13 protein-coding genes and 2 tRNA genes are annotated in these 17,731 nt (G+C 51.0%); 5 read left to right on the plus strand and 10 right to left on the minus strand.

Annotated features, from left to right (window positions below):
- Positions 1-196: 196 nt before the first annotated feature.
- The gene (locus ACH1XZ_RS02670; RefSeq protein ID WP_395594231.1) at positions 197-1,246 is read left to right on the plus strand and encodes an alpha/beta hydrolase; all 1,050 of its coding nucleotides are present in this window, start codon (positions 197-199) and stop codon (positions 1,244-1,246) included.
- 488 nt (positions 1,247-1,734) lie between these two features.
- On the plus strand, positions 1,735-4,089 hold the full coding sequence (locus ACH1XZ_RS02675) for an autotransporter domain-containing protein (RefSeq protein ID WP_395594232.1): 2,355 nt from the start codon (positions 1,735-1,737) through the stop codon (positions 4,087-4,089).
- 331 nt (positions 4,090-4,420) lie between these two features.
- Here the strand turns inward: ACH1XZ_RS02675 and ACH1XZ_RS02680 are convergent.
- Positions 4,421-4,496 (minus strand) — tRNA-Asn (locus ACH1XZ_RS02680).
- 100 nt (positions 4,497-4,596) lie between these two features.
- Positions 4,597-5,391, minus strand: coding sequence for a DgsA anti-repressor MtfA (gene mtfA / locus ACH1XZ_RS02685; protein ID WP_395594233.1), 795 nt, complete (start codon positions 5,389-5,391; stop codon positions 4,597-4,599).
- Positions 5,392-5,484: 93 nt separating this feature from the next.
- Between mtfA and ACH1XZ_RS02690 the strand changes: the two genes are divergently transcribed.
- A tRNA-Ser gene (locus ACH1XZ_RS02690) sits at positions 5,485-5,574 on the plus strand.
- A 158-nt stretch (positions 5,575-5,732) separates the two neighbouring features.
- On the opposite strand, the gene ACH1XZ_RS02695 is transcribed toward ACH1XZ_RS02690, so the two are convergent.
- Positions 5,733-6,485: a molybdate ABC transporter permease subunit gene (locus tag ACH1XZ_RS02695; RefSeq protein ID WP_395594686.1), complete on the minus strand. Its 753-nt coding sequence runs from the start codon at positions 6,483-6,485 to the stop codon at positions 5,733-5,735.
- Positions 6,486-6,499: 14 nt separating this feature from the next.
- Positions 6,500-7,408 (minus strand): extracellular solute-binding protein, encoded by a 909-nt coding sequence (locus ACH1XZ_RS02700; protein WP_395594234.1) that lies wholly within the window; start codon positions 7,406-7,408, stop codon positions 6,500-6,502.
- A gap of 399 nt (positions 7,409-7,807) precedes the next feature.
- Here ACH1XZ_RS02700 and ACH1XZ_RS02705 point away from each other — a divergent pair, with 399 nt between their 5' ends.
- Positions 7,808-8,437 carry a winged helix-turn-helix transcriptional regulator gene (locus ACH1XZ_RS02705; protein WP_395594235.1) on the plus strand — a complete coding sequence of 210 codons (630 nt, stop codon included), beginning with the start codon at positions 7,808-7,810 and terminating at the stop codon, positions 8,435-8,437.
- A 97-nt stretch (positions 8,438-8,534) separates the two neighbouring features.
- Here ACH1XZ_RS02705 and ACH1XZ_RS02710 read toward each other — a convergent pair whose 3' ends face one another.
- Positions 8,535-8,918 carry a hypothetical protein gene (locus ACH1XZ_RS02710; RefSeq protein WP_395594236.1) on the minus strand — a complete coding sequence of 128 codons (384 nt, stop codon included), beginning with the start codon at positions 8,916-8,918 and terminating at the stop codon, positions 8,535-8,537.
- A 249-nt stretch (positions 8,919-9,167) separates the two neighbouring features.
- Here ACH1XZ_RS02710 and ACH1XZ_RS02715 point away from each other — a divergent pair, with 249 nt between their 5' ends.
- Entirely contained in the window at positions 9,168-11,150 is a 1,983-nt protein-coding gene (locus ACH1XZ_RS02715) for an alkyl/aryl-sulfatase (RefSeq protein ID WP_395594237.1), read from the plus strand.
- An 82-nt stretch (positions 11,151-11,232) separates the two neighbouring features.
- Here the strand turns inward: ACH1XZ_RS02715 and ACH1XZ_RS02720 are convergent, their stop codons facing one another.
- From ACH1XZ_RS02720 to ACH1XZ_RS02740, 5 genes are all read right to left on the minus strand, one after another.
- A complete protein-coding gene (locus tag ACH1XZ_RS02720; RefSeq protein ID WP_395594238.1) occupies positions 11,233-12,213 on the minus strand; it encodes a LacI family DNA-binding transcriptional regulator in 981 nt (326 codons plus the stop codon).
- A 20-nt stretch (positions 12,214-12,233) separates the two neighbouring features.
- The gene (locus ACH1XZ_RS02725) at positions 12,234-13,136 is read right to left on the minus strand and encodes an ROK family protein (protein WP_395594239.1); all 903 of its coding nucleotides are present in this window, start codon (positions 13,134-13,136) and stop codon (positions 12,234-12,236) included.
- Positions 13,137-13,307: 171 nt separating this feature from the next.
- The gene (locus ACH1XZ_RS02730) at positions 13,308-13,868 is read right to left on the minus strand and encodes an Ail/Lom family outer membrane beta-barrel protein (RefSeq protein WP_395594240.1); all 561 of its coding nucleotides are present in this window, start codon (positions 13,866-13,868) and stop codon (positions 13,308-13,310) included.
- A 217-nt stretch (positions 13,869-14,085) separates the two neighbouring features.
- A complete protein-coding gene (fumA, locus tag ACH1XZ_RS02735) occupies positions 14,086-15,735 on the minus strand; it encodes a class I fumarate hydratase FumA (protein ID WP_395594241.1) in 1,650 nt (549 codons plus the stop codon).
- 56 nt (positions 15,736-15,791) lie between these two features.
- Entirely contained in the window at positions 15,792-17,306 is a 1,515-nt protein-coding gene (locus ACH1XZ_RS02740) for a DASS family sodium-coupled anion symporter (protein WP_395594242.1), read from the minus strand.
- Positions 17,307-17,731: the final 425 nt, after the last annotated feature.

Below are 17,731 nucleotides of genomic sequence, written 5' to 3' on the forward strand. Positions count from 1 at the left end.
TTTGCCTCCTGGTTGCCAACATAAAGCTGACAGTTACCTGACAGCATTGTCAGAATCGCTGAGACATCTCGGCCCATTTCCTGACAAAAATGTTATTCCTCTGTCACCTGGCTGACAGTCCTCTCGCCCTAATCTGAGCCTGCACATTTAAATCCGCGAGCCTGCATAACCAGGCCGACACTCATCGGGAGAGACCATGAAATTCACGCTTATCAGTGCAATGCTGCTCACGGCAATGGCCGGAGCGACTTCAGTCAATGCGGCTGATTACAAAAAAAATCCATTCACACTCGTTTATGACGGTGCCATTACTGAGAACGTCAAAGGCAAGGTCAACATTCACCCCGTGAAATACGATCTGCATGGCATCCAGATTGCTGCGAATGTCTATACCCCTGCTCACTACGATCCCGCCAAAAAATACCCTGCCGTGGTGGTGGCCCATCCTAATGGCGGCGTAAAAGAACAGGTCGCCGGGTTGTATGCCCAGCGTCTCGCCGAACAGGGCTACATCACGATTACCGCCGATGCGGCGTATCAGGGCGCCAGCGGTGGGTTGCCGCGCAGCGTGGATAAACCCGCTAATCGCATTGAGGATATCCACGGTATGGCTGACTACATCAGCCAATATCCTGGTGTCGATACCGCCCGCCTGGGTCTGCTGGGTATTTGCGGCGGCGGGGGGTATTCACTCGTTGCCGCTGAGACGGACAAACGGTTCAAATCGATTGCCACCATCAGCATGTTTAATTCAGGCCTGGTGCGCCGCAACGGTATGCAGGATTCGCAATTGGATACTATCCAGCAGCGTCTTCAGCAGGCTTCTGACGCACGTGCTCAGGAAGCTGCCGGAGGCGAAGTGCTTTACTCCGGCGATGCCAACCTGACGGATGAACAGATTGCTAAATTACCTTTTGCCTTGTATCGCCAGGGCTACGAGTACTACTGGAAAACTCACGCCCATCCGAACTCTACGTTTAAATACACCACCAGCAGTCTGCTGGATTTGATGAGCTTTGACGTAACGGACCATATCAATCTCATCAATAAACCGCTGCTGATGATTGCCGGTACAAAAGCGGATACGCGCTATATGACGGAAGATGCATTCGCAAAAGCTACCGGTACTAAGGACAAAGAACTCTTCCTGATCGATGGCGCTACCCATATCGAGACATATTGGGTGCCAAAATACGTTGATGAGGCAATGCAAAAGTTAGACGTTTTCTTTGACAAAAATATCTAGTTAGCCACAGATGAAACCCCAGCCTGCGCAGGCTGGGGGATGGCGAACAGCCGTATCTCATGTTGCGTATTCAAGCGATATACCCAGAATAACGAAATTGCGGCTAAAGATAATTACGCGGATTAAATAGATGCTATGAGTTAAATTCATAACTGTGGTGGATATGTGATAGTCATTTTTTAACTGCCGAAAATGCGCTCTATGAGGCACCACCGTCGAAGGTTGATTTTATTTTATATATTATCCCATGTCCATTATTGGACACGTAAAGATATACAGTAAATTCCTGGTGCTAATGTATTATCGATTAATAATGTCTTATTTGACCGTGTCGTTAATACTGGGCTCCAATCATTATGAATAGTAACAGACTAAAGAATATAGCTAATTTGTCTCGAATTAGCCTGGCAATTTTATGCCCGCTCTGTAGTTATAACGCGATAGCTGACAGTAATCACAATAACGAATCTGGAGATCAAACGGTTGTTATGAATGGTGTTGATATTCAGAACGACTATTACAGCCTTTATACTGATGGCAACATTGATATGACGTTCACTGATGCTGTTATTGATGCAGGAACTTACACGCAGGCGTTGATTGCTGACACGGACCAGGGCAGTGTGAATTTTAATGCTGATAATCTGACTACCCAAGGTGGCGGTGAAGTTGAACTCATTGGCGGTGGTGATGTAACAGCAACGATTTCTAACAGTCATTTTGGCTCTATGGATTATAATGACGCGGACTCTCTCTGGCTTGATTCGTATTATGGTGATGTCTCTGCGAGCGTTGAAAATTCGGTGTTTACAGGACGCCTGGACATTACTGCCGCGGGTGATATTAACGCGATAGTCAGTGATTCTGAAGTGGATCAAACCATCAATGCTAAAAGTAACGGCGCAAATTCTAAGGCGACGGTATCCATTGAAAACAGTACCGTGACGACAGATAACGCGAGCAATACGCATAGTGCGGCGGTTCATGTGGAGGGGGGCAGTGCTGGCGCAACGGCCTACATTGACGACAGCACCATTGGCTTAGCGACGAATTCGTCTCCTGCGATTTCACAGGATGTTGAAGTGTTTACCCATGATGGTGGGCAGGCCAGTGCAATTGTTAGCGGTTCTAGCATTGAGGATGGCATTTATACCTATGCTGAGGACGGTGGCGATTCACTGATTCAGGTGAATGACAGTCAGGTTGGTACCGAACAAACCGCCGATGATGTGAGTTACATGTTGGTCGCACAATCTGCGAGAAATACCGTCGGTGAAGGGAGCGCGGCGTTATACCTTAATGATAGCCAGATTGACGGTAATATTTCTGCTCAGTCACAAGGTGATAGCGATGCGCAGATTACTCTCACTAATGGCTCCACGGTAAATGGTAACGTCCGCCTTGTCGGCAGCGATATGATGATGAATATTAATGGCTCGACGCTAAACGGTAATATTGAAGCCAGTAGTTATTCTGAATCTGATATTGGTAGTGAGGGGACAAATATGACCCTGAATCTCTCAAATACGGCCTACCGCGGTAATATTGACTCCAATGATGATGACATCAATGAAGCGCTTACAGTCAACATTAATAATGGGGCGGTAATTGGCGGTGAATCTATTGATAGCGCGATGCAAATTACCGGCTATGATACGGTTAATTTCAACGTTAATTATCTTGATTCTTCCTTAATCAATACGGGCAAAGTCTCCTATTTCTATCTGGACGATGGCGAGCAGGTCAGCGTAGATAGCAGCGTGGCAAACGGTACGTTATCGCCTATACGTAGCGGTTCTTACATTATGGATAATGTTGTTTATCAAGCGACAGATGTGAGCGACCAGACGGGAAAGGCTGACGATGGCAACACATGGGGCGTATCTTTTTATAGTAATGGCCCAACGCCTTCCGATGAAGATGTTGCCGCGGATATCCAATCGGCTCAGGCGGGTTTGATGGCCAGTGATGACATGATCCATCGCATTGCTGATGGTATTACCCATCAGATGGATAGCGCTAAAACGGATGAGCGCAGTCATTTGTGGATGCAGGGGATCTACGCCAGTGGCGATAGAACAGCGGGGGTAACCCAGTACAGTAATGATATTACCGGGATGCAGATTGGTGGCGATGTATCTCATCGGATTACGGATGATAACGTTGTTGGTGCTGGCCTTGCGCTTGGTTACCTGAATAACGATTTGTCGTTAAATGGCCCATTGGATGGCCATAATAATATTGATGGCGCCTACTACAGCGTCTATGCCAACTGGAAGCAACTGCTTTCGCATAATAAAAACTGGGGCTGGTTTGCCGATACCGTATTTACCTATGGTGATATGTCATACAGTACCGATGGCCATGATGGTGGTATTGCCGCCGGTAGTGATTATGATGGGCGCAGTTGGTTAGTTCAGGGAAGAGTGGGGGCGCAGATAAACGCGACTCGTCAGTTCTGGTTAAGACCTTATGTGACGTTAGGCTATGACAACATTCATACGGATGGTTTCAACGATGGCTACAGCGATATCAGTAGCGGCAAACAGGACGGTGGTTTTACGGGAGCGGGTATTCAGGCTGGGACGAACTATCAATTGCATAATGTTGAATTGAAACCCTACGTTGAACTGGCCTATCTCGCTCAGTTTTCTACGGATACCCAATTCCACACTGATGACTATGATTTTTCTGGTCAGAACCTCAATGGGGGCGATACTGGTGTAGGCCTGGAAGCGAAGTTCTCCAATAAATGGAGTGCGGATACTCGAGTGAATACCGAATTCGGCCATGATGTTGATAATGAAGTGAATGCTTATATTAATGTGAAATACCAGTTCTGATATGTTCTGGTTGTTTTCAACGCATAAAACGCCTGGTGATTGTCATCAGGCGTTTTATTATTCCAGAAGTGGACGGGTATGCGGCCAGGATTAAAATTCTTGATAACCAATCGGTTAAAGCCGGTGATTTACTCGTGCAGCTTGTGACCGGGATTACTGGATTTGGCACAGGCTGAGGATGAAGTTTCCGCATAGCGATGTTAGTGAGTGCCATAGCAGAGGACTCCATTCGTTCAACGAACCGCCATTCCGTTAAGCTAACGCCAGCCGGACGCACCAGATGCAGAAAAGCAAAAAGCCCGCTTAGTTTCCTAAGCAGGCTTCTTAAATATGGCTCCTCTGACTGGACTCGAACCAGTGACATACGGATTAACAGTCCGCCGTTCTACCGACTGAACTACAGAGGAATCGTTTGAACGAGGCGCATAGTACTGGCACCCGATATTTGTGTCAACACTAAATTTAACTTGCTGATTCAAATGAATGAATTTAGCGCAAGATGCCGTTTTAGTGAACTACTGGCGAGTTTTCACCCTGTTCGCTGTTATCACGCAGCCGCTGTAGTGGGTCCTGACGGTAGAAGCTGCAGAAACGTTGCCACAGGGCAGGGAAGCGTGGGGCGAAAAGTTCTGGTGCGCTGAAAAAATACTCAGACAAGACGGCAAAACATTCTGCGGGGTCGGTCGCCGCGTAGGCATCGATGCTGGCAGCATTTTCGCCAACTAAATCAATCTCATCCTGAATGTTGTTCATGGCTGCATGAAGGTCGTGTTCCCATCCTGCGACCTCGCGAAGCGGGATAAACGGCACGCCGCTGGCGCGGTCACCATTGCGAGTATCGAGCTTATGCGCCACTTCATGAATAATCAGGTTAAAACCGGAGGCATCGAAAGAATCCTGAATATCGAGCCAGTTCAGCACAATCGGCCCCTGTTGCCAGCTCTGACCGGACTGCACCACGCGCTGGCTGTGGACCAGGCCAATATCGTCTTCCCACTCATCGTCCACGATAAAAGGAGCCGGGTAGATGAGGATTTCATGGAATCCATCCAGCCATTCAAGCCCAAGTTCGAGTACGGGCAGACAGAAGAGCAGGGCAATACGCGCCTCGATAATCGGCTCAGCCGTCAGCCCTTGCAGAAACACCAGCCGTTTTTGTTGCAAAAAACGGTCGGCGAGCTGCACCAGCTTGAGCTGCTCGTCGTCGGAGAGATTGGCTAATAGCGGAATAGCCAGAGCTTGCGCCCATGGCATATTGCTTATTTCGACGGTATCACTTGCTTTCCAGGGCCATTTAATCATCGTTTTGCTCGCAAACTCGTCACTTGAACGCAATTGAGGAGACTGGGTCTGTTAAAATGCCAAATAACCTGGCATGATGGCAACCATCAAAACGGAGAGATGCCAGAGCGGCTGAATGGACCGGTCTCGAAAACCGGAGTAGGGGTAACTCTACCGGGGGTTCAAATCCCCCTCTCTCCGCCAATTTTCAACAAGTTATACTCCTCTCGTGCCCGTCAGACTTCCCTTTTTTAAAACGTCCACAGGATATTTTCGTAACCGTCGATCGTCACTTCATTATGTCTGCAATTGTGACATTGAACACAGGAATATCGGATTTGCGACCTATTTACCGTGCCTGATTACCGGCGCTGTCCTGCGTGGCGTCTGCCTAGCGCAAAGCACATCATCGGCAGCGGTAGCGTGACAATCAGCAGCATCCACAGCAGCGTATAGACGGCATCCACGCCATCATTTTGCAGATTGGTGTAGAGCTTGACGGGAATTCCCTGGGGGAAATAAGCGAAGATCATGACGATGCCAAACTCACCGACGGCACGAACCCAGGCGAGCGTGACGGCGGAAGCCAGGCCGGGAAGGGCGATAGGCAGGGTCAGATAGCGAAAGCGATTCCATCCTGATGCGCCAAGCGTCTGGCCGGCTTCAAGAATGTCTTTCGGCACGGTAGAAAACGCCGAACGCGCCACCACAATGAAATAGGGCAGCGAACCGTAAATCTGCGCCAGCACAAAGGCCGCCGGGTTGTTGACCAGGGTGAACCCTATTTTTGAGACCCAGGAGCCAACCAGACCATAGGGCCCCAGTGCGGAAACCAGCAAGATCCCCATCGCCAGCGGTGGGGTTAGCAGTGGGATCATCACCAGCATCTCGGCAATTAACCGCCGTCGACCCGTCGCCTGTGAAAGCCACCAGGCAACAGGCAAACCAATGGTGACCGTGATACACAGCGCGAGCCCGCCCAGACCCATTGATACGGCAATTGCGTTATCGTCACGCCACGCCAGCTGTAAATGCTGCCAGGGCGTGACGCTGAGCAGCGTCACAAACGGAATGCAGAGTAGAAGAATAGCGGGCAGCGAAAGCCAGCCCGCTATTTTGCCAGGACGGCTTAGCGAGCGTATAGCACATCTCCTTTCGGTTGTGCATAGCCATACTGTTTAAACAGCGCCTGACCTTGTGGGCTTTGCATAAATTTGACGAACTTCTCGCCTTGTTCAACACCGTTAGGCGCATTTTTCAGCACCGCAGCGTAAAACACCATCGGCTGAGTATGCAGAACCTGATCATGGCCCTTGCTGTCTTTAATGGTGAAGCTGACGGTGTCATACCACTGCTTTTCCATCGCCGGGTTACTCAGGTTAATTTCGTCCGGCAGCGCAACATACGGCAGGTGCGCGGAGCGAATTTCGCTCTCATATGCCGCGGCGGCATCGACCTGACCACTTTCGAGGCGGGTTAACAGACCGCCTTCCTGGTTGGTTTGCTGTGGGTTCTGCAGGCTGCCCAGGATCTTCATCGCGATACCTGGTTGCTGATAATATTTTTCAGCCAGCATCAGGGTGAAGACAATATTCTGGCCTTTCGGATCGACATACGGGTCGGTACGACCAAAGCTGATATCTTTTTTCGCCAGCAGGTTTAGCCATGAGCCATCGTTCTTCTTGCTGGCTTCGGCAAACTGCTCGCCATATTTACCTTTTGGGTTGTACGCCAGCACCATGCTGGTGCTGGCCACAGGCACAGCATCGTCAATCAGCCCTGCGTCCTTCAGAATTTGCATCGGACCTGGGTTGATAGAGACAAAAACATCGGCCTCAATCTTGTGGCTGGCGAGCAGACGAGCCATCCCGTAGGCCCCTTGGCCTTGCCCCTGATATTCACCGTTATCTGCCTTGCTGAACGCCGGGCCCAGGCCCTGATCCATCACTTTGCCCATCGAACCGGCATAGGTGACGCGGATGTCTTTGGCGAACACCGCCGGGGTACACACCATCAGCGCTAAAACCCCGTACTTCATTTTTCCTGAAACCATTGCCCTGCCTCGTTATGTATTTTTTTACATATCGATTTTTCACGAAAAGAAGAGGAGTGACAATGCTGATGAAACGGTCGTTGAGCTTAAATTGAAAAAATACTCACTCTGGGGTAAATCCTGTATGTATCTGTTTCTGAATATTAAGGATTGATGTTCTGACCCGGCTAACGATAAATTTTTTCTGCTGGGTTTATGTTGTAAACGATGATTCCTGGTTATGGTTGTATAGGGTGATGGCGCAAAACGCTAACGCTGCACTCCTGAAGCCACAAAGCGGTCTACGGGCCACTTTTGTTTGTTTGAATTTAAACAACATTGTGCTTTATGACGCGCCGTCGGCGTGCGTAAATGCAACGTTGTACAATTTTTACAGGTAAGACTATGCAGAATTTACCGCCAATCCGTCCGGAGCAGAGCATCCGGCGACTGACGGCGTTGCTTGAGCCCATCGCTGAAAAAATGAAAGTGGTCCCGCGTAAACGTATGCCGTGGACGTACAAAAACCAGCCGCAGCTATTTCTCTTCCTTGAAGGTGAACTCTCCATTCTGCGGGCCTCAGACGGCCTGCTTATTGTGACCGTTTATGACCCCCATCTGTTTGGCATTGCTGAGATGATTCAGCCGGTGCGTGGTCATCTGCTGCGTGCGGAAGTCGAGTCAACGATTTTACGGGTGGATGCGCAAACCGCCATGCAGGTGTTCCGTGATGAAGGGGTATGGGAAGATGTAGCCTCCGTGCTGTCGTACCACACGGCCTATCTTTTCTATCGCGATGCGCTGGTGGTACAACAGCGGACCTACTCGGTGATTCGCAACCATCTTCAGGAGATGATTTTGCTGCCTGAAGAGACGCGAATGAAAATATCGATTCTTGAATATATCCAGGAACGCACGCACTTATCGCGCAGCAGCGTATTGAACGTATTATCGGCATTGAAAAATGGTCAATATATTGAATTCAAGCGCGGTGGATATCTGCTGTCGATATCGAATTTACCTGAGCGTTTTTAACACGGAATGAAAAGCATAACGTTTATTAGCAATAATGATATTTTTGCCGGTCCGAAAAAAAGAAAGCCCACTCATTAATGATGCGTGGGCTTTTTTTTTACCCTGGTGCCAATGTTTGCAACGAGCCGTTGACGCGACGCAGACCGTCGACGTTCCGTTCTTTCAGGTAATAGCCATTGATAAGCCGCATCTGATCGAGTTTTGCCAGGGCGTTATAAACCTGATGCGCCTCGCTATGAACGTTGAAAATCTCCCTGGTTTTCACATTTTGCAGGTAGTTTGTCTTCAACTCAGCGGTAACGTTGTCAATGATACGTTCATTCTGTTGATACAGCGAAGTGAGTTCAGCGGGCTGGCCTGGGGCATGGCTTTGCGGGACGACGGGGATCTGAAGCCTGTCGATGTGGTTTAGGGTTTCCGGTTTCTCAGAACTGCAGGCAGTCAACGTGGCGACAAGAAGAATAACAACGACTTTATACATGGGATGACCTGATTCAGTATTTAGGCCGCCTATTATCTTTTTTAGCAGATACCTGGCGAGAAACGATTCATTTATTTTTAAATATAATTGGATCTTGCAGTGCAAATTTAAATTTAAATGGTTATTGTTTTTTCAGACCACTCGCTCGATGTTAATCTTATCCCATCGTTATTCAATATCCGTATCTCAGCCGCCGCTTATATCAATAAGCAAACTTCTTCGCGGCGCAATGTAAGAAATAGAGGCTTTATGAAACTCAATAAATTAGTGGGCTATATGGCTGTCGCTGGCGTGTGCTCTGGCGCATTGCTGTCCCCTTTGGCAATGGCACAGGAAGCGGGAAAACCGGCAACTGCACAAACCAAAGAGGCGAATGACGCGCTGTATTCGCAACTTCCTTTTGCCGATAAAACCGATTTCGCCAATGCGCACAAAGGATTTATTGCGCCACTGCCGCAAGAGCTCATTAAGGGCGAGCAGGGCAATGTGGTCTGGAACCCACAGCAATATGCATTTATTAAAGAAGGCGAGAAAGCGCCGGATACGGTGAATCCAAGCCTGTGGCGTCAGTCTCAGCTCATCAATATCGGCGGCTTGTTTGAAGTCACCGACGGTGTTTATCAGATTCGTAACCTGGATCTTTCCAACATGACCATCATGGAAGGTAAAGAGGGGATTACGGTTATCGACCCGCTGGTCTCTGCGGAAACGGCGAAGGTCGGGATGGACCTTTACTATAAAAATCGCGGCAAAAAGCCGGTGGTGGCGGTGATTTATACCCATAGCCACGTTGACCACTACGGCGGCGTGCGCGGCGTGGTGGATGAAGCCGACGTGAAATCGGGCAAAGTGAAAGTCTATGCGCCTGCGGGCTTTATGAAGGAAGCGGTATCGGAAAATATCATGGCCGGTAACGCCATGAGCCGCCGCGCCAGCTATATGTACGGCAACCTGCTTAAACCGGACGCCAAGGGCCAGGTGGGTGCCGGTTTGGGTACCACGACTTCAGCCGGTACGGTCACCTTGATCGAGCCAACCAATTACATCACCCATACCGGGCAGAAAGAGGTGATCGACGGGCTGACCTACGATTTCATGATGGCGCCGGGCTCAGAAGCGCCGTCTGAAATGCTGTGGTACGTTGAAGAGAAGGGCATGATTGAAGCCGCAGAAGATGTCACTCATACGCTGCACAATACCTACTCGCTGCGCGGCGCGAAGATTCGTGACCCGCTGGCGTGGTCTAAATACGTCAACGACGTGATTGACCGCTGGGGCGGAAAAGCGAAGATCATTATCGCTCAGCACCACTGGCCGACCTGGGGCAATGAAAATGTGGTTAAGCTGATGAAAGGTCAGCGTGATATGTACCGCTATATTAATGACCAGACGCTGCGTATGGCTAACCAGGGTCTGACCCGTGATGAAATCGCCGCAAACTTCGCGCTGCCGCCAGGGCTTGCCAGCGCGTGGGCCAGCCGTGGCTATTACGGTTCGGTCAGCCACGACGTGAAAGCCACCTATGTCTTCTATCTCGGCTGGTTTAACGGCAACCCGGCGACGCTGGATGAACTGCCGCCGTCTGCGGCAGCGAAGAAATACGTTGAATACATGGGCGGCGCCGATGCCATTATGCAAAAAGCGGAAGCCGATTTTACTAAGGGTAACTATCGTTGGGTTGCTCAGGTGACCAACCAGGTGGTGTTTGCCGATCCGAGTAATAAAGCGGCCCGTAGTCTGGAAGCCGATGCGCTGGAGCAGATGGGTTATCAGGCAGAATCTGGACCATGGCGTAACTTCTACCTGACCGGGGCGCAGGAGCTGCGTAACGGCGTGGTGAAAGGACCAACGCCGAATACGGCAAGCCCGGATACCGTGAAGGCGATGTCACCGGAAATGTTCTTTGATTATCTGGCTGTGCATATTGACGGCGAAAAAGCGGCGAATGCGAAAGCGGTCTTTAACGTGGATTTAGGCAGCGATGGTGGGAAGTATAAGCTGGAGCTGGAAAACGGCGTGCTGAACCACAGCGCCAACGTGCAGGCTGATGATGCCGATGCGTCTATCACGCTTAACCGCGCGACGTTGAACAAGATTATCCTGAAGCAAGAGACGTTGAAGCAGGCTGAAACACAGGGCGATGTTCGTATCACCGGGGATCATCGCAAAGTTGATGAGCTGCTGAGCTATATGGACAAATTCGAGTTCTGGTTCAATATTGTGACGCCATAACCGTTGCCCTCCCGGCGGCGCTGCGCTTGGCCGGGCTACAGGGAAAGTAGCCCGGGCGAGGCGTTCGCGCCGACCCCGGGTATCAGGCGCCAGAGCTACGCCGCACCACCAATTCCACCGGCAGCATCACGTTAGCCTCCATTCGCTCATTGAGCAAAATATCCAGCGCTTCTCTCCCCAGCCGTTCTTTATCCACCGCCAGCGTGGTCAACGGTGGCTGCGACCATGCCGCCGGTTCTATATCATCAAACCCAACCAAAGCGACATCCTCTGGCACCCGCAGTTGCCGCTCGGCGCAAACCTGCAAAACCAGCAGCGCGGTGGCATCGTTGTAAGCAAAAATGGCATCTGGAGGTTCGGCGAGACTGAACAGTTCGTTAATCGCCCGCAACAGTGACTGCTCGGTATCAAGCTCGGGCAATGCGATGGCTTCATACTCAGGTGGCATCAATAGCTGCGCGTCGTACAGCGCCTGACGATAGCCTTTTTCACGCTGGCGAATGCTGTAGTGGCCAAGCGTACTGGCCAGAAAGGCAATGCGCCTACGACCTTGCTCCAGAAGATGGCGGGTCGCCAGATACCCGCCCTGCAGGTTATCCGGGTTCACGCAGGGAAGTCCGGAAGACCAGAGGTCGATGAGCACCATCGGCAGCTGTAATTGCTCCAGTACCGCAAGCAGCTCAGGCTCGAAGAAGCCCGCGCACATCAGCGCGTCGGGCTGGTGGAGCATGACCTGCTCAGCGATGGCGTCACCGGGGCCAACGGACAAAAAACTCAGCGCGATACGCTGTTCGCGACAGGCTGACTCCAGCCCTAAAAAGAGCGGAGAATAGAACGGCAGCGCTCGACTGATATTGTGCTGACGGTGCAGGAGGAACAGCACCCGCTTTATTTTGTCGCTGCGCAGTCGGGTAAAATCGTAACCCTGCCGCTCAGCTTCGGCGATGATCCTCTGCCGCGTCTCGTCACGCAGACCTGGCTGACCCTTCAGGGCGCGAGATACCGCCCCCGGCGATACGCCGCAGGCGGTCGCAATATCCCTGACTCTTGCCGCTTTAACCATTTTTCATCCTGTGTTGTTATCTATTTACGCTGTGCGCCGAGCCAGGCTGCACCGCGTACGCCGCTGCTGTCACCGTGATGTGCTTGTAAAACGGGCGTGTTACATTGTCTACCGAAAACGTACTGTGCGATACGCGCCTGCAATCCGTCGTAGAGCTGCGGAATATTCGATACGCCGCCACCGATGACGATAGCGTCTGGGTCCAGGGTATTTACCACGCCCGCCAGCGCCCGAGCAACCTGATCCTGATAGCGTTCCCACAGTGAGATGACACGGATATCACCAGCATTCAGTTGCGCAATAATATGCGGCACTTTTTCGTGTTTACTAAACTCTTCGGCGTACTGTCGTTCGAGGCCGCTTCCTGAAATGAAGCTTTCAATGCAGTTGGTCTGGCCGCAGTAGCATTGCGCTGACTCACCGTCTTTCTTCGGATGATAATGGGGAAGCACATTATGACCCCACTCGCCGGCGCAGGCATTTGGCCCGGTTATCAGCCGGTTATCCACGCACAGCCCGCCGCCGCAGCCGGTTCCGAGGATCACGCCAAAGACGACGCCATAGCCTTTACCTGCACCGTCGATGGCTTCTGAGAGCGTAAAACAGTTGCCATCGTTGGTTACCGCAACGGGCATATGAAAATGCTGTTCAAGGTGCTGGGCAAAAGGCTGCTGGTTTAGCACCAGAATATTGGAGTTTTTGATGAGGCCGTCTGCTGCGCTGGCCCCTGGAATACCGAGCCCTATAGAGAGTGAGTCCGTGGTGGCGTTTCTTGCATCGTTTATTGCGGTGACTACGGAGTCAAAAAATGCGTTGTAGCTCTGCTTTTGTGTGCCATAGCGCTGGCGGTAAAGGGTGGCGCCCTGGTCATCTAATACCACCGCCTCAATTTTTGTTCCACCAATGTCCAGCCCTAATCTCATTGCCGTCTTCCCGTTTGTCTGTAAGTTGATGGGAAAGCAGTCTAGATATTTTGTTTACTATACAAAATTGAGATGACGTGAATTTGTGATGCAGGTAGAAGAAATAAGCGGGTTTGAATGCGCGGGCGGCTTTTTAATCCGTAACGATAAGAAGCCGCGCCTCGGGGAGTATCAGAAACGATAGCCTACGCCGATGTTAAAACCGTTGATGCTGTATTTGTCTTCGATATCGGCGGTGGTCCCTTCGTAACCGACGTTCACGGTCAGGTTTTCGATTGGGTTAATGATGATACCCGCGCCGTACGCGAAAGAGGTTGAATCACGGGATTCGCTTTCACGATAGACTTCGTTGTTGCTTGATTCCAGCCATTTGACATCGATATCGGCTTTGGTGCGCGCCGCGCCGCCCAGTGCATACAGGGAGACATATTCGTTGATACGGTAGGCGGGGCCAACTAACAGCGAGTAATATTTGACGTCGATATTGGTGTTGACGGAATCAGAGTCGACATAATAGTTTTGGTCCTGGCTGCCGCTCATATAAGTAAATGAACCTACGACGCTGAATGGAGAATCGAATTCATAGCGGTATTGCAGGTTAACGCCGCGGATATTTTTGAAGTCCTGTACGTCAGCTTGAGCATAACCAATGGATACGCTCTGGCTATCCGCGATTGCCATTCCACTTGCCAGACTCCCCAGGATCAATACTGCCAGAGATAGTTTTTTCAATTTATAAAATCCTTTAAAATTATTGTGTTGTGTTAATCAATGAGTATGAAAAGCGCGGGGATTATATCGGGAATGTTTTTTCTGATGAACTACCTGAATTTATGGGATAAAACGAGAATTATGCTCTGACGGTATTTTGGGAAGGGCTGATGGGATTATTTGTTGAGTTAGGACATTTCTTAAAATAGAAATCCCCCGCCGTAGCGGGGGAATAAACTTATCGCTGAGGACAGCCAGCACACTGCTTGTTCTGAATTTGCTGGAAGAAATCATTCCCCTTATCATCCACCAGAATAAACGCCGGGAAGTTCTCCACTTCAATTTTCCAGATAGCTTCCATACCCAGCTCAGGATAGGCCACACACTCCAGGCTCTTAATGCTGGTTTGCGCCAGCACCGCCGCCGGGCCGCCGATGCTGCCGAGATAGAAACCGCCGTGCTTATGACAGACATCGGTCACTTGCTGGCTGCGGTTGCCTTTTGCCAGCATCACCATACTGGCGCCGTGAGACTGCAATAGATCAACGTAAGAGTCCATACGCCCCGCGGTGGTTGGGCCTAAAGAACCCGACGCGTAACCTTCCGGCGTTTTGGCCGGGCCTGCGTAGTAGATGGGGTGATCTTTCACGTACTGTGGCAGCTCCTCACCGTTATCCAACAGCTCTTTCAGCTTAGCGTGCGCAATATCGCGGGCCACGATAATGGTACCGTTCAACGACAGACGCGTGGACACCGGGTGTGCCGAAAGCTGCGCTAAGATCTCGCTCATCGGTTGGTTGAGGTTGATGCTGACCGCAGCGCCTTCACCCTGCTGACGCAGCGCTTCAGGGATGTACTGCGCCGGGTTGTGCTCCAGTTTCTCAATCCAGATACCGTCGCGGTTGATTTTGGCTTTGATGTTACGGTCAGCCGAACAGGAAACGCCCATGCCGATCGGACAGGATGCGCCATGACGCGGTAGACGGATAACGCGGATATCGTGGGCGAAGTATTTACCGCCAAACTGCGCGCCGAGGCCAAGATTCTGCGCCTCGATCATCAGCTCTTTCTCCAGATTCACGTCACGGAACGCCTGACCGTGTTCGTTGCCTTCGGTTGGCAGACCGTCGTAATAACGGGTTGAAGCCAGTTTGACCGTTTTCAGCGTCACTTCAGCAGAGGTACCGCCAATCACGAACGCGATATGGTACGGCGGACAGGCAGCAGTACCCAGGGTACGCATTTTTTCCACCAGGTAGTTTTTCAGCTTCGCCGGAGTAATCAGCGCTTTGGTTTCCTGATAGAGATAGGTTTTGTTGGCTGAGCCGCCGCCTTTGGCGATGCACAGGAACTTGTACTCGTCGCCGTCGACGCTGTAGAGGTCAATCTGAGCGGGCAGGTTAGTTCCGGTATTCACCTCTTTGTACATATCCAGCGCGGCGTTCTGCGAGTAGCGCAGGTTGTCGGAGATATAGGTGTTATAGACGCCCTGCGACAGCGCGGCTTCATCGCCGCCGCCGGTCCAGACGCGCTGGCCTTTTTTACCCATGATGATGGCGGTGCCGGTGTCCTGGCAGGTAGGCAGCACGCCTTTGGCGGCGATTTCGGAGTTACGCAGGAACTGCAGGGCGACGTATTTGTCGTTTTCGCTGGCTTGCGGGTCATTCAGAATGGCGGCCACCTGTTTCTGATGAGAAGGGCGCAGCATAAAAGCGGCATCGTGGAAGGCCTGCTGGGCAAGCAGCGTTAGCGCTTCAGGCTCAACTTTTAACACGTCCTGACCGTCAAACTGCGCCACGGAAACGTGCTCGCGGCTAAGTAGGTAGTATTCGGTATCGTCGTGAGACAGTGGGAAAGGGTTCTGGTAGAAAAACGGTTTGTTCGACATAGCTCTTCACTCCATAAAAATAAAACCGCCGGAGGTTGCCCGCCGACGGTTATGAATCAGAACATCATAGACATCCATGGGTAGCCGATGACCAGCAGCGCCACCAGGAAGATGCCCCCAAAGATGGTGCCGAGGCGCCAGTAGTCTTTGGTCGGCAGATAGCCACTGCCGTAGTAAATTGGGCTTGGGCCAGTACCGTACGGGGTGATGATCCCCATGATACCCAGCGAGGTCACCATCAGCAGTACGAAGACGTTCATGTTCATACCCGGAATGGTTGATGCGATGGTCAGCATCGCTGGCAGCAACGCGGTGGTGTGCGCGGTGGTGCTGGCAAACAGGTAGTGCAGCAGGTAGAACGCCAGCAGCAGGACGATGGTCGCCACGCCCGGAGAAATACCGCTCATCAGCATGCCGCCTTCTTTACCCAACCAGCCGATAAAGCCGGTAGAAGAAAGGCCGTCGGCGAGGGCCACCAGGGTGGCAAACCACACGAAGGTGTTCCATGCGGCTTTATTACCGGTGATGTCGCTCCACTCCAGCACGCCGGTCCACAGCATCAGGCCGATAATCAGCAGAGCGGCCATGGCTGGTTCAATCCAGGCGGCGGCGAAGATCCACATCATCAGTGCACAGCACACGAAGACCAGCAGCAGAATTTCGTTGCGGGACAGTTTGCCGAGTTTTTCCAGCTCACGCGCAGCCCACAGCGGCACTTCGTCATTCACCTTAACTTCTGGTGGGTAGAACCAGTAGGCCAGCAGCGGCATGGTCAGAATCAACAGCAGGCCCAGCGGCAGGAAGGCGATAAACCAGGTGCCCCAGGAGATGTTGATACCGACGATGCTTTTTACCAATGCCAGCGCCAGCAGGTTAGGCGCCAGAGCAGAAAGGAACATAGAACTGGTGATACAGGCGGCGGTGATCGCCACCCACATCAGGTAAGAGCCAATTTTACGTGCGCTTGGGTCGTTAGGTTTTGAACCGTACAGCGGCGGCAGGTTGGCGATAATTGGGTAGATGGTCCCGCCGCTACGCGCGGTGTTGGACGGCGTAAACGGTGCCAGCAGCAGGTCGGCCAGGGTGATAGCGTAGCCGAGCGTCAAGCTGCGGCGGCCCAGATATTTCACCAGAATCAGCGCCAGACGGCGACCAAAGCGGGTTTTATCGTAGCCAGCGGCAAACATAAACGCGCCGAAAATAAGCCAGACGGTCGAGTTGCCAAAGCCGCTGACCGCCCATTTAAAGGAGGCGCCCGCCAGTTGGAATTTCGGTGCTGCCATCTGTTCAGGGCTGAACAGCACCCACTGGCTGCACAACGCGATGGCGACCACCCCGGTCAGGCCGATAACGGCACCTGGCAGCGGTTCAAAGATAAGGCCAACAATCACGCCGACAAAGATAGCGAAGTAGTGCCAGGCATACGGTGGAAGCCCGTCAGGAACTGGGACGAAGAGGAGAAGCACGGCCACGATAATAGGCAGTGCCATCATCAGAAGACGGTTTTTCTTACCATCCTTTGGTTTACTCACCGGGGTCGGTGAGTGCGATGTCGCAGATTTCTCGTTCATATTACGCTTCTATAAGTAGTTAATAATTCGATTGACTAAAATTGCCGCTTTGCTTTTTTTAGTTTTTTTACTTTATTTATATTTCAAAAGTACGGCTGGCAATTTCAAAAATTAGGTGCGTGACGCTATTTTATTTAGCGCTAAGTTTAAAAAATCTTATATTCATATAATGCGCTTTTGGATGCCATTGCAATTGATCGGGATCAAAAAAGCACAATCGCGGTATTATTTTAACGCAATGTGTAATAACCCTATTGGCTTATTGGGTATTAATGGTGTTAAGTTAAATTAATTTTTATATTTAATGATATTTCACCTCTGATTTGTTTAATTAACTAACTGTTTTATAAGTAGTTAATCATAGTGAAGCACTGGTTTGACCACTGTTAATAAAGTTGCATTTGTATCGGTATTTATTAAATTAT

It is taken from the genome of Kluyvera chengduensis, assembly GCF_044197065.1.
Classification (GTDB): Bacteria; Pseudomonadota; Gammaproteobacteria; order Enterobacterales; family Enterobacteriaceae; genus Kluyvera; species Kluyvera ascorbata_C.